The sequence below is a fragment of the Vibrio misgurnus genome (genome assembly GCF_029635775.1).
Lineage (GTDB): Bacteria > Pseudomonadota > Gammaproteobacteria > Enterobacterales > Vibrionaceae > Vibrio > Vibrio chanodichtyis.
In genome coordinates this window covers 1,504,160-1,517,038 of sequence record NZ_CP113241.1, presented here as the reverse complement: position 1 = coordinate 1,517,038, position 12,879 = coordinate 1,504,160, and the positions used below count along the sequence as shown (strand labels likewise).

General features: G+C 45.0%; 14 protein-coding genes. 10 read left to right on the top strand and 4 right to left on the bottom strand.

All coding sequences use genetic code 11. The features are described 5' to 3' along the window. The first annotated feature begins 393 nt into the window (after nucleotides 1-393). Both OOK74_RS07070 and OOK74_RS07065 read left to right on the top strand, forming a co-directional pair. The gene (locus OOK74_RS07070) at nucleotides 394-1,368 is read left to right on the top strand and encodes a porin (protein WP_278182483.1); all 975 of its coding nucleotides are present in this window, start codon (nucleotides 394-396) and stop codon (nucleotides 1,366-1,368) included. 91 nt (nucleotides 1,369-1,459) lie between these two features. Further along, nucleotides 1,460-2,116 (top strand): DUF2057 family protein, encoded by a 657-nt coding sequence (locus tag OOK74_RS07065; protein WP_278182482.1) that lies wholly within the window; start codon nucleotides 1,460-1,462, stop codon nucleotides 2,114-2,116. Between the two features lie 64 nt (nucleotides 2,117-2,180). Here the strand turns inward: OOK74_RS07065 and OOK74_RS07060 are convergent, their stop codons facing one another. From OOK74_RS07060 to OOK74_RS07045, 4 genes are all read right to left on the bottom strand, one after another. Continuing rightward, nucleotides 2,181-2,651: a YchJ family metal-binding protein gene (locus OOK74_RS07060; protein ID WP_278182481.1), complete on the bottom strand. Its 471-nt coding sequence runs from the start codon at nucleotides 2,649-2,651 to the stop codon at nucleotides 2,181-2,183. Nucleotides 2,652-2,700: 49 nt separating this feature from the next. Next, nucleotides 2,701-3,921: an EAL and HDOD domain-containing protein gene (locus tag OOK74_RS07055; protein ID WP_278182480.1), complete on the bottom strand. Its 1,221-nt coding sequence runs from the start codon at nucleotides 3,919-3,921 to the stop codon at nucleotides 2,701-2,703. A 93-nt stretch (nucleotides 3,922-4,014) separates the two neighbouring features. Next, nucleotides 4,015-4,755, bottom strand: a complete 741-nt coding sequence (gene lpxH / locus OOK74_RS07050) for a UDP-2,3-diacylglucosamine diphosphatase (protein WP_278182479.1) — start codon at nucleotides 4,753-4,755, stop codon at nucleotides 4,015-4,017. Nucleotides 4,756-4,794: 39 nt separating this feature from the next. Beyond that, on the bottom strand, nucleotides 4,795-5,289 hold the full coding sequence (locus tag OOK74_RS07045) for a peptidylprolyl isomerase (protein ID WP_274721375.1): 495 nt from the start codon (nucleotides 5,287-5,289) through the stop codon (nucleotides 4,795-4,797). A gap of 145 nt (nucleotides 5,290-5,434) precedes the next feature. On the opposite strand from OOK74_RS07045, the gene cysS reads away from it, so the two are divergent. The 8 genes from cysS (at nucleotide 5,435) to ybgE (ending at nucleotide 12,877) form a co-directional block, all read left to right on the top strand. Then, complete coding sequence (gene cysS / locus OOK74_RS07040; protein WP_274721376.1) at nucleotides 5,435-6,814, top strand: cysteine--tRNA ligase; 1,380 nt, start codon at nucleotides 5,435-5,437, stop codon at nucleotides 6,812-6,814. 138 nt (nucleotides 6,815-6,952) lie between these two features. Continuing rightward, nucleotides 6,953-7,474 (top strand): crossover junction endodeoxyribonuclease RuvC, encoded by a 522-nt coding sequence (gene ruvC / locus OOK74_RS07035; RefSeq protein ID WP_274721377.1) that lies wholly within the window; start codon nucleotides 6,953-6,955, stop codon nucleotides 7,472-7,474. Nucleotides 7,475-7,571: 97 nt separating this feature from the next. Continuing rightward, nucleotides 7,572-8,186: a Holliday junction branch migration protein RuvA gene (ruvA, locus tag OOK74_RS07030; RefSeq protein ID WP_274721378.1), complete on the top strand. Its 615-nt coding sequence runs from the start codon at nucleotides 7,572-7,574 to the stop codon at nucleotides 8,184-8,186. Nucleotides 8,187-8,239: 53 nt separating this feature from the next. Beyond that, nucleotides 8,240-9,244, top strand: coding sequence for a Holliday junction branch migration DNA helicase RuvB (gene ruvB, locus OOK74_RS07025; RefSeq protein WP_274721379.1), 1,005 nt, complete (start codon nucleotides 8,240-8,242; stop codon nucleotides 9,242-9,244). Between the two features lie 447 nt (nucleotides 9,245-9,691). Further along, nucleotides 9,692-11,278 (top strand): cytochrome ubiquinol oxidase subunit I, encoded by a 1,587-nt coding sequence (gene cydA / locus OOK74_RS07020; protein ID WP_274721380.1) that lies wholly within the window; start codon nucleotides 9,692-9,694, stop codon nucleotides 11,276-11,278. Between the two features lie 17 nt (nucleotides 11,279-11,295). Continuing rightward, nucleotides 11,296-12,432 (top strand): cytochrome d ubiquinol oxidase subunit II, encoded by a 1,137-nt coding sequence (gene cydB / locus OOK74_RS07015; protein WP_274721381.1) that lies wholly within the window; start codon nucleotides 11,296-11,298, stop codon nucleotides 12,430-12,432. 12 nt (nucleotides 12,433-12,444) lie between these two features. Continuing rightward, nucleotides 12,445-12,552 (top strand): cytochrome bd-I oxidase subunit CydX, encoded by a 108-nt coding sequence (cydX, locus tag OOK74_RS07010; protein WP_087479513.1) that lies wholly within the window; start codon nucleotides 12,445-12,447, stop codon nucleotides 12,550-12,552. 4 nt (nucleotides 12,553-12,556) lie between these two features. Continuing rightward, a complete protein-coding gene (ybgE, locus tag OOK74_RS07005) occupies nucleotides 12,557-12,877 on the top strand; it encodes a cyd operon protein YbgE (RefSeq protein ID WP_274721553.1) in 321 nt (106 codons plus the stop codon). Nucleotides 12,878-12,879 lie beyond the last annotated feature (2 nt).

Below are 12,879 nucleotides of genomic sequence, written 5' to 3'. Positions count from 1 at the left end.
ACTTTTGAGGTGCCGGGTTTGCTTGGTTGCGTGAAAAATATATCCCTTGATCTAGGTGATGAAGTTTTTATTAAAAACTATATTTTCATATTTTGTGGTTTTCTCTTGGAGTTTTGTGCTGTCTAGCCTTGCAATTAGCATTTCGACCCTGTCTGACTTCTAGTTCAGAAGTCGCTCGAAAAAATCACTGCAATAAGTGTAACGCTATGATATTTTTCATTTTATATTTTTTTTGTTGGTTTTTTTTATGATATTTGACATGCAGAATATTCTTTTGCAATCTTAGTCACGCACAGTGGTGGTTATGACTAAACAAAGAGTTAGCAAGCCATCATCACAAAAACAGGGAACCGGATAGGGAATTCCCAACTTAAGAAAAGGCAGTGGATTAATATGAAAAAAACATTATTAGCACTTGCAGTGCTTGCTGGCGCAAGTTCTGTTAACGCAGTTGAAATCATCAAGTCAGATGAAGGTACAGTGAATTTTTACGGTCAGCTCCGTGAAAATATTAAATTTACCGATGCTAAAGGTGAGTCGGACGCAAAAATTGATGCTAGCTCTTCTCGTGCCGGTATTGATGCATCATACAAAATTGCCGATGGCCTAAACCTTATTGGCCTGGTTGAAGTGGGTATTAGTAGTGACTGGTCTAACCGTCAACACTATATTGGCGTCGCAAGTGATACTATGGGGTCGTTGATCTTTGGTCAAAGCTCACCGATTGCCGATGATGTATACGGTGCTGAGTACTCTTATGTCTATGGTGGTTCTGCATACTATTTATATGACAAAGGTCTTGCTGACGAATATTTTTGGCAACCAAATATGGTTAAATATGAGCTGACCAAAGAAGCTTTTTGGCTTAAGGCTTCTTATAATTTAGATGAGCGTGATTCAGCTCCAGAGTTGTATGAACTGTTTGTTGGTACCTCAATCGCTGATCTGACTTTGCATGCCGGTGTAGTTCAGTACACAGATAAGACAACGACTAAAGATGAAAAAAGTGGTAATGATGTTGTACATGACATCGATTCTACGTCAGTAGAAGTTACCGCGGAATACACCTTTGGTGATGCGCTATTTGGTGTAACTTATGCTCATATTGATCGCGATAATAAAGGTGTGGATGAAAGCTCTGATGCATTAAGTATCGGTACTATCATCAAAGTTGCCGATAAAACCAGCGTGTATGGCGGTTTCCAATTTGCCGACACTAAAGCTGCTGGCGATCTAAAAACTGGTTATGCAGGTGTGGAATACAAATTTGCTAGCTGGGGACGTACCTATGTTGAGTACGGCTACAACAAAGAAGATAAAGCCGATGCTGAAAACAATTTAGCAATTGGTGCACGTGTTTACTGGTAATTAACTGTTACCTGAATAAAAACCCAGCGATGGCTGGGTTTTTTTATAGATTAGGTATAACGTTGGCGAAAAGAGTTAAGGATGTAATCAAATGAATCTATTTCTAAAGCTAGTTGCCTCGCTCTCATTAGTGCTGGTATCACTGCATGTTCACGCTAAAGTCATTTTGGAAATTCCTGAATTTGTTGATCTGAAAGTGGTTAACATGGCTAAGCCTAAGTTAATCGGAGGCTTACTCGACACGACCAAAACGGTAGAACTGCCGAATGGTGTTAACCAAATCTTATTTCAATACAATCCGGTATTTGTTAATAAGGACAAAGTTGAGCGAGTTTATGGCGAGTTAATCGTGGTTAAATTTACCGCGGTAGATGACATACTCTCGTTTGCGTTGCCTAACTATAAAAATGCTTTTGAAGCCAAGCGATTAATTGGATCATTACAATGGCAATTGAAGTATGCCGATGGATCTGAAGTGGCTAAACAGCAAGATCAACTGCATATTGAAGGGATAAGGTTAGGCCGTGATTTTACCCAAGACATCGAACAATATAATAAAGATCAAGGTGTAGCAGCGGTAGGTTTGAGCTATATCACGGTAAATAATATCGATGGCCAAGCGGTAGTAACATCGGTTGAGGGTGTTGATCACCCTACGGATTTGCTCGATGAGCTAAAAAAACTTTACCAGACGGCTTCTGAGAGGGAGCGAAAAGAATTTCAAAAATGGATCATTGACCAGCAATGAAGCGTGGTAGCGCTATAAGGTGAATAAGCCAAGTCGGTAATTGCTTGGCTTTTTTATTCATTTTTTACCCACAACACTTTTTAAATTTTTTGCCACTACCACAGGCGCAAGGGTCATTGCGCCTCTGTTTCGGTGTGGCGGCAAATTCGCCATCAATAAATTCACCATCAATATAGTACCAAGCCCCATTTTCACGCACAAAACGCGAGCGCTCAGCAAGGCACTGCTCTTTGCCTTGTTGCTCAAAATAGGCACGAAACTGTACAAATCCTTCCTCGCTGGTCGTGCCAGGCTCGGCAGCCAGCACTTCGAGGCGTTGCCAGTGGCTGTGTACCGATTCGCTGATCGCTTGGCGTTCATCCTCGGCATGACAAGATGGATGGTAAGTTTTGATCACAAAATCAACATCTTGCAGCATGTGGGCACTAAAGCGTGCCCGCATCAGTTGCTCTGGGGTTTTGGCTAGCAACGGATCATGATGGATCGGTTGGCAGCACAAGGCATAGGATGGGGTATTTCCGCAATAACAGGACATAACAATATTCAGCCGATGATCGAGCCGCCAAGTTTAACTATCGATGGGCTTAATTACCAGCTTGTGCGCCGAGTAGATCTTCGCTCCATTTGATCGCTTCGATATAACATTCGTTGAGCGCATCACTGGGTAGATTGAGGGCTTTAGTCAGGGCTAGCACTTGTTCCCAGTCGGCCATTTCATACGCTTTGTTTAAATTCAGGATCTGCCCAAGCGTGCCGCTACCTTGGGTTAATGCTACTTTAATCTCTTCTTCGATGGGTATTTCATGCACAATCGAGTCTAAAGGCTGGTCAAGTAAGCTATCGAGTAATGAGAACATTCCGGTGAGAAAACCGGCCTCAGCATTGATGGTTGGAGTGACTTTCTCGCACAACCGTTCACAGAAACGGGCACGTAAAATTGCCAGATCATATAAATACTCAGGTTTAGGATCTTGTGTTGAAGCGACCGCCATTAACGCAATAAATCTGCGTAATTTCTGTAGTCCTAAATAAGCCAAGGCTTGGCGAAACGATTGAATTTTGGTGCACACATTGGTCGATGAGTTAACAAAACTGAGTAATTTATAAGACAGCGAGACATCTTGAGCGACAATGGCTTCGATTTTTCCAAAATCGACCTCGGGCTTGGAGACCTCTCTTAGTAAGTTGACCACAGCAAGAAAAGAGGGCTGTAATGCTTTGCGTTGAATTATTTCTGGTTTACTAAAAAAGTAGCCTTGAAAGTAGTGAAATCCAGCGGTTTTAGCCTCTTCAAACTCTTGATAACTTTCTACTTTTTCAGCTAAGAACTCAATCTTGGTTGCTCGCAGTTTATTGATGAATAGGCGAGCTTTCGGGATCGGCACTAAACGGATATCAAACTTGATGATCGAAATATAAGGCAAAAAAGCTTGCCATTCATTGCTGGGAATAAAGTCATCGAGAGCGATTTTATAGCCATAATGAGCCATTTTTTTGACCGCATTAAGCAATTCATCACTCGGGGGGCAGTCTTCGAGGATCTCAATCACTAAGCTTTTAACTGGAAATAAGGTCGGGATCATATTGATCAGACTTTGATAAGGAAAGTTAACAAAGCCAAGGTGATCGCCAAGGGTCTTGTAATGCGCGCTCAAAAAGTGATCGGAAAGTAATCGACTGGTTGCCTCTTCAGGATCGATATCTGGAAAGGTATTTTTAGGCCCATCTCGAAACAGTAATTCATAGCCGATAGTACATTTATCGCGATCTAAAATCGGTTGTCTGGCTACGTATGAATATTTCACAGGCTCATCTATCCTTCAGTCTTGTTCATTTATTATTCACTATTGATTATACGAAGACGTTTATCCCGTAAACGTCCCTTTATTAGCATACAATCAACTGCTATTTTTAAGCGGTTTAGACAATAATTGGTAGTTTATGTGCTTAGAATAGGCTAATACTGAACTTTGCTCATACCAATCACCTAATACAATGCGTGTTTTTGGCTTATTTTGATCGGCCACAATCTGGTGAATCGCCGGGCGATGAGTGTGGCCGTGGATCATTAAGTCAACCTGATGATGTTGCATGACCTTTAGCACTTCACTGGGTGTAACATCCATGATCTGCATCGATTTGTGCTGTTTATGATCTCGAATATCAGACTGAATCTTGCTTACTATGCGCTGGCGTAGTGCAAAGGGCAATAATGCAAACAAGCGCTGCAGCCAAGGTTGGTGAACTTTGTTACGAAAAGCGAGATAGCGAGTATCTTGGGTGCAGAGGGTATCACCGTGCAGCAAGACGGCTGTTTGTCCATATAAATCAACTACCGCTTCATCCGCCAGCAATTGTACACCGGTCTGTTTGGCAAACTGTGGTCCGAGTAAAAAATCACGGTTGCCTTTGATCAAATAGCAGGGGACACCTTGTTGCGTCAGTTGGCGAAATTCGGCTTTGATCTGCTGAGCAAAGGCGCTTGGGTCATCATCTCCCACCCAAAAATCGAACAGATCACCAAGCACATAGAGTGCATCGGCTTGAGTGGCCTGTTCACGCATAAACTGGATAAAGGCGGCAGTAATCTCAGGCTGGTGAGCCGAGAGATGGAGATCAGAAATAAATAGTGTGTGCATCTTTATAACAAAAGGAGCGCCTAAGCGCTCCTCATCCAATTAAGCTTCAATAGTGGTGCTGGTGATCAGCACTTCTTCTAGTGGTACATCTTGATGCATGCCATAAGATCCAGTGCTAACCGCCTTGATTTTATTGACGATGTCCATTCCTTCAACCACTTCGCCAAATACGCAGTAACCCCATCCATCCCGGCTTTCGGCACGAAAATCTAGGAAGGTATTATTGTTGACGTTAATAAAGAATTGCGAGCTGGCTGAATGTGGATCCATGGTACGAGCCATCGCTAGAGTACCCACTTTATTGCTCAGGCCATTGTTGGCTTCATTGCGAATCGCGTCGCGTGTCTCTTTTTCACGCAGGCCAGAAGTCATGCCGCCGCCTTGGATCATAAAACCATCAATCACGCGGTGGAACAAAGTGTTGTCGTAAAAACCTTCACGGCAATATTGCTCAAAGTTCGCGCTAGTGATTGGTGCTTGTTCAAAGTTGAGCTGAATTTTAATGTCACCAAAATTGGTATGCAGGGTGATCATGAGTTTTACCTTCGCATTTATCGATTGAGAGCCAGAGTTTAGCTTAACTTTTTGTGCATTCAAAACATCAAATGGATGACCTGGCAATCTTTGAGTTGTTATACTGTCCGCCATTTATAATTTTGCTGGTAATCAGATAGCGATCATGTTGAAGATTTATAACTCACTTACACGACAGAAAGAGGAATTTAAACCCATCACCGCTGGTAAAGTGGGCATGTATGTGTGTGGTGTCACTATTTATGATCTCTGTCATATTGGACACGGACGGACCTTCGTCTCTTTCGATGTGGTCGCCCGTTACTTACGTTACTTAGGCTATGATTTGACCTTTGTGCGTAACATTACCGATATTGATGACAAAATCATCAAACGTGCGACAGAAAACCAAGAAAGCTGCGAATCATTAACTGAACGTTTGATTCAAGAAATGTACGCCGATTTTGATGCATTAAACATTAAGCGTCCGGATGTAGAACCTCGCGCTACGGCCTACATTGAAGAGATTATTGCGCTGGTTGAGCGTTTGATTGAACGTGGTTTCGCCTATGTGGCGGCTAATGGCGATGTGATGTTTGAAGTGGGCCAATACCGTGAGTACGGTAAGTTATCTAAACAAGATTTGGATCAATTGCAGGCTGGCGCTCGGGTAGACATTGAAGCCGCTAAACGTAGCCCGCTGGATTTTGTGCTATGGAAAATGTCAAAGCCGGGAGAGCCAACTTGGCAATCACCGTGGGGAGCGGGTCGCCCTGGTTGGCACATCGAATGTTCTGCGATGAACTCATCGATTTTAGGTCATCATTTCGATATTCACGGTGGGGGTTCGGATCTGCAATTTCCTCACCATGAAAATGAAATTGCGCAATCTTGCTGCGCTCATGATACCCAGTACGTTAATACTTGGATGCACAGTGGCATGGTGATGGTCGATAAAGAGAAGATGTCTAAATCATTAGGCAACTTTTTTACTATCCGCGATGTACTTGGTCACTACGATGCAGAAACCATTCGTTATTTCTTGATGTCCGGCCACTACCGTAGTCAGTTAAATTACAGTGAAGAGAACCTCAATCAAGCGCGCGCTTCGTTAGAAAGATTGTATAACGCGCTACGTGGTTTGGATCGCTCGGTGCCTGCCGCTGGTGGTGAGGAGTATGTTTCTCGTTTTACTGCCGCGATGAACGATGATTTCAATACCCCGGAAGCGTATTCGGTGCTGTTTGATATGGCGCGTGAAATTAATCGCCTGAAAAGTGAAGATGTGACCAACGCCAGCGCATTGGCGAGCCTGATGCGTGAGCTAGCGGATGTGATTGGTATTTTGTACCAAGAGCCAGAAGCGTTTTTCCAAGGTGGCGCTGAAGATGAACAAGCAGAACAAATTGAAGCGTTAATCAAACTGCGTAACGATTCGCGTGCCAGTAAAGATTGGGCAAATGCCGATCTGGCGCGTGATCAGCTTAATGCGTTGGGCATCGTGCTGGAAGATGGCCCGAACGGCACGACTTGGCGTCGTAAATAACCACCATCCAATCAAAGAGTGGGCTTAGGCCCACTCTTTTTCTAACGGTTTTATATTTGCTAACGGTTCTGTATTTTTTAAGCGTTTTGTATTTTTGCGTGTTATGCGCCGGTTTCAAATCAACAAGGCAAGCGAGTTATGTCGATCATCTTAGGAATAGACCCGGGATCACGAGTAACGGGGTATGGGGTGATCCGTCAGCAAGGGCGGCAACTTATCTATCTTGGCAGTGGTTGTATTCGTACTTCAGAGCAAGCATTACCACTGCGGCTAAAACAAATTTATGCGGGAGTGAGTGAAATCATCACTCAATTTCAGCCCGATGATTTTGCTATTGAACAAGTGTTTATGGCCAAAAATGCCGATTCAGCCCTCAAGCTTGGTCAAGCCAGAGGCAGTGCGATTGTCGCTGCGGTAAACGCTAATTTACCGGTTTATGAGTATGCGGCCAGATTGATTAAGCAGGCTGTCGTCGGCACTGGCGCTGCCGACAAAAGCCAAGTGCAACATATGGTACAACAAATGTTAAAACTGCCCGGTAAACCACAAGCCGATGCCGCAGATGCATTAGGGGTGGCGATTTGTCATGCGAATACCAATAACACGTTATTGGCATTGGCGGGGCAGGCGACCAGTGCGCGTCGTGGTCGCTATCGTTGAGGGGATTAAACTTAGGCTGGTTTTTACTGGCTATCCATCCAGTTATTGATTATCATCTTGCCCATCTTACTTTTCCCTCATCCATAAGGAATTTCCTGTGATTGGACGTCTTCGCGGCACGCTGATTGAAAAATTGCCACCTCAAATTTTGCTTGAAGTGGGCGGAATTGGCTATGAAGTACAGATGCCAATGAGCTGTATTTATGAACTGCCCAACCTTGGTGAAGAGGCGATCATTTATACTCATTTTGTGGTGCGTGAAGATGCGCAATTACTGTATGGCTTTAATACCGTTAATGAGCGAGCTCTATTTCGTGAGGTAATCAAAGCTAATGGTGTTGGGCCAAAAATGGGGCTGGCTATTTTATCGGGAATGACCGCTACTCAGTTTGTCCGTTGTGTCGAAAAAGAAGATATTTCGACCCTGATCAAACTGCCTGGTGTGGGCAAAAAAACAGCAGAAAGACTGGTGGTCGAAATGAAAGATCGCTTAAAAGGTTGGGGGGAGGGTGATCTGTTTACTCCTGCGACCGATGCCGCACCGATGGATTCGATGCCTGCCATGGCGCAGAACGCCCAAGAAGAAGCGATAAGTGCGTTGTTGGCGTTAGGCTACAAGCCTCCTCAAGCTTCCAAAGCAGTGACCCAAGTCGCCAAACCGGGCATGAGCAGCGAAGCGTTGATCCGCGAAGCTCTGCGATCTATGGTGTAGCCACAGAGATTGATGCACCATTTGCCACTCAGCGTTAAGTCAATAGAGAACATATGATAGAAGCCGATCGTTTAATCGCTCCGGTTAATCACACTTTTAAAGATGAAGAAGTGATTGATCGCGCGATTCGTCCTAAGCAGCTTGCCGATTACCAAGGCCAAGATCACGTGCGTGATCAAATGGAAATCTTCATTAAAGCCGCGCAACAACGCCAAGAGGCGTTAGATCATCTGCTGATTTTTGGCCCGCCGGGTCTGGGCAAAACAACCTTAGCCAACATTGTCGCCAATGAAATGGGGGTGAATATTCGTACCACTTCTGGCCCGGTATTGGAAAAAGCCGGTGATTTAGCGGCGCTGCTGACCAACCTTGAGCATAATGATGTGCTGTTTATCGACGAGATTCATCGCTTAAGCCCGATGGTCGAAGAAGTGCTGTATCCAGCGATGGAAGATTACCAACTGGATATTATGATTGGTGAAGGGCCTGCGGCACGCTCGATCAAAATTGATTTGCCTCCTTTTACTTTAATCGGCGCGACCACTCGTGCCGGCTCTTTAACCTCACCACTGCGTGATCGGTTTGGGATAGTCCAGCGTTTGGAGTATTACCAAGTGGCTGATTTACAAAATATTGTTCAGCGGAGTGCCCACTGTTTAGGGCTTTCAATGGACAGTGATGGGGCATTAGAAGTCGCACGACGGGCACGCGGCACCCCGCGGATTGCCAACCGCTTGCTGCGCCGAGTGCGAGATTATGCGGAAGTCAAAGGTGATGGGCATATTTGCGCGCAAACGGCAGATAAAGCCCTCGATATGCTTGATGTTGATCATCAAGGGTTCGATTATATGGACCGAAAATTGTTGCTGGCGATTATGGAAAAATTTTCCGGTGGTCCAGTGGGATTAGATAACTTAGCTGCGGCAATTGGGGAAGAGAAAGATACCATTGAAGATGTGTTAGAGCCTTTTTTGATCCAGCAAGGTTATTTACAACGTACACCGCGTGGTCGGATTGCCACCGATCGCGCTTACTTACATTTTGGGCTTGAAAAATAATAGTGGTATTGCTCGCCCAGTATATTGGGCGAGTTCAACTGGTTTGATAACGATCGCATTTCTACCATTTACTTCATCTAATCAATTGTTGGTATCACTAATCAATTGTTGGCGCTATGTTGCTTTTTGTTTGAGTGGCATCACTTCATTTACCGCTTGATAACTCCATGGCTTTTTCCATTTTGATTTAGATCATTATGATGATTTATTACGCACTTTTCTGTGGGTAAAACTGATGTAGATCAAAGCGTAATTCTTCTAGAAACCTTTTGAAACAAGCTCTGTTTGGCATTAGTATTAGCGCTAGCTTATATCAGCTGTGACTTAACAATTAACTAATTATATTGGTGCTAAATCGCAACGCAACCGCAGCATTTTACTGACGTTTGGTTTTGTGATTGTTGTGCTATGTCGAACGTGTCATTCAGCCGACACAAAGGAGTTATCATGATCGATGTCGTCGATTTATCGCGGTTGCAGTTTGCGCTGACTGCGATGTATCACTTCCTGTTTGTTCCTCTGACTCTAGGTATGGCGTTTTTACTTGCCATTATGGAGTCTCTCTATGTTATGACCGATAAACAGATCTACAAGGACATGACCAAGTTCTGGGGTAAGTTATTTGGGATTAACTTTGCGCTTGGTGTCGCCACCGGCCTCACCATGGAGTTCCAGTTTGGTACTAACTGGTCCTACTATTCACACTACGTCGGCGATATTTTTGGCGCGCCTCTCGCGATTGAAGCCTTGGTGGCTTTCTTCCTTGAATCTACTTTTGTCGGCTTATTCTTCTTTGGCTGGGATCGCCTATCTAAGCGCCAACACTTGACCGTAACTTGGTTGGTGGCGTTAGGTTCTAACTTCTCGGCATTGTGGATCTTAGTGGCTAACGGTTGGATGCAAAATCCAGTCGGTTCTGAGTTTAACTTTGAAACCATGCGGATGGAGATGGTGAGCTTTGCCGAAGTAGTGCTTAACCCAGTGGCACAGGTGAAATTTGTCCACACTGTCGCGGCAGGTTACACCACGGGTGCGATGTTTATTCTCGGTATCAGCGCCTACTACTTATTGAAAGGTCGTGATGTTGCGTTTGCCCGCCGTTCTTTTGCGATTGCGGCCTCTTTTGGTATGGCTTCAGTGCTGTCGGTTATCGTACTAGGCGATGAATCTGGCTATGAGCTGGGTGAAGTGCAGCGAGTCAAATTGGCGGCGATTGAGTCTGAATGGCACACCGAACCTGCTCCTGCGGCTTTCACTCTGTTTGGTATTCCAAACCAAGAAACCATGCATACTGACTATGCGATAAAAATTCCTTACGTGATGGGGATTATTGCAACCCGTTCACTGGATGAACAAGTGATTGGTTTGCGTGACCTGCGCGCTGAACACGTAGAGCGGATCCGTAATGGTATGTATGCCTATGAGCTACTTGAGCGTTTACGTGCTGGTGAAAAAACGCCAGAAAATATGGCAACCTTTGATGAAGTAAAACAGGATCTGGGCTACGGGCTTCTGCTTAAGCGTTACACCGACAAGGTGACCGATGCGAGCGAGGAGCAAATCCAAGCGGCTGCCGATGATTCAATTCCAACCGTATGGCCACTTTTCTGGTCATTCCGCATCATGGTAGCTTGTGGCTTTATTATGCTGATCGTGTTTGGTGCTGCCTTTATCCAGACCTGTCGTCAGAAAATTGAGCAGAAAAAATGGGTACTTAAAGCGGCATTATTCAGTATTCCGCTACCTTGGATCGCGGTCGAAACCGGTTGGTTTGTGGCTGAATTTGGCCGTCAGCCGTGGGCGGTCGGTGAGATTTTACCGGTTAATGTGGCCGCTTCTGCGCTTAATGCTGGAGACATCATTATCTCCATGCTGGCTATTTTAGCGCTGTATACCATTTTCCTTATTGCTGAAGTGTATTTGATGGTGAAGTTCGCACGGATTGGGCCAAGCAGCCTGAAAACCGGGCGTTACCACTTTGAACAAGGCTCGGCGTCTGTTCAAGATCAAGTTAATCGTCAAGTTGAAGCATAAGGCGAGGAGAAATAACCATGTTTGATTACGAAATCTTACGGCTTATCTGGTGGGTACTGATTGGTGTGCTGCTGATCGGCTTCGCCATTACCGATGGCTTTGATATGGGCGTGGGTGCCTTGGTACCTGTGATTGGTGAAACCGATAATGAACGTCGCGTGATGATCAACTCGATCGCTCCACACTGGGATGGTAACCAAGTTTGGTTAATCACCGCTGGTGGCGCACTGTTTGCCGCTTGGCCATTAGTGTATGCGACATCATTCTCTGGATTTTATCTCGCGATGCTGGTGACGTTAGCCGCATTGTGGCTGCGTCCTCTCGGGCTTGATTACCGCTCAAAAATTGAGAGTACCAAGTGGCGCAATAATTGGGATTTAGCCATCTCAGCATCCGGTTTCATTCCTCCGGTGATTTTCGGGGTTGCGTTTGGCAATTTGCTGCAAGGCGTACCATTCCAATTGAGCGACTTTTTGATGCCAACCTACCATGGCTCATTCTTTGGTCTGCTTAATCCATTTGCACTGCTGTGTGGTTTGGTTAGCTTGTTTATGATCTTGCTGCAAGGTTCGACATGGCTACAGATGAAAACAACGGCTCATGTGCATCAACGTGCACGTAATGTCGCCCAGCTGATGGGTATTTTGACCGTAATTTGTTTTGTTGCCGCAGGTTTCTGGATCCAGCAAATTGAAGGTTATCTATGGGTGGGTGTCGTTGATGGTAATGCCGCTTCGAACCCGTTGAATAAAGAAGTGATTCGTGAGGCGGGAGCTTGGCTGCGTAACTTTGAACAAGTGCCGCTACTGTGGTTAGCCCCAGCTCTAGGTGTGTTGATGCCGCTGCTGGCTGTACTTGCATCACGCTTGAATAAAGGTGGTTTTGCGTTCTTGGCTTCTAGCTTAGGTAACGCAGGTGTGATCTTGACCGCTGGCTTTGCGATGTTCCCATTTGTGATGCCTTCTAGCCTCAATCCATCACATAGCTTGACCATGTGGGATTCAACCTCAAGCATGCTGACCCTGGAATTAATGACTATGGTCGCCGTGGTGATGGTACCGATTATCTTGGGTTATACCATCTGGAGTTACTACAAGATGTTTGGCCGTCTCGATGATCAATTCATCGAAAATAATAAAAATTCATTGTACTAAGGAGCAATTATTATGTGGTATTTCGCATGGATTTTGGGCGTATTGCTGGCCTGTTCATTCGGTATCATCAATGCTCTTTGGCTAGAGCATTCTGAGATGATGGATAAAGATAGTGAATAATCGGTTGAAATCGTGGTCTGAACAGATCGCCGTTTTCCACCGCATCACAGATAAGGCCTGGTTACAGGCCTTATCTTTAGGGTTAGGTTTTTACCATACGGCAATGGTGATGTGGGATCCCAGCAGTTATGCCGCTCGGATTGGTGGCTTTAACGCACTGCTTGCTCCGCTGATGATCTGGGCTATCTGTGCCAGTATGATATTTGGTATCGGGTTTAAACCGCGTTACTGGCTATGGCAGGTGGTGTTTAGTCCCTATATCTCACTGACGATCTTGAGTTATCTGACCTTGGTGCCATTTATCGGTTATCCTCTTCCTACTTGAAG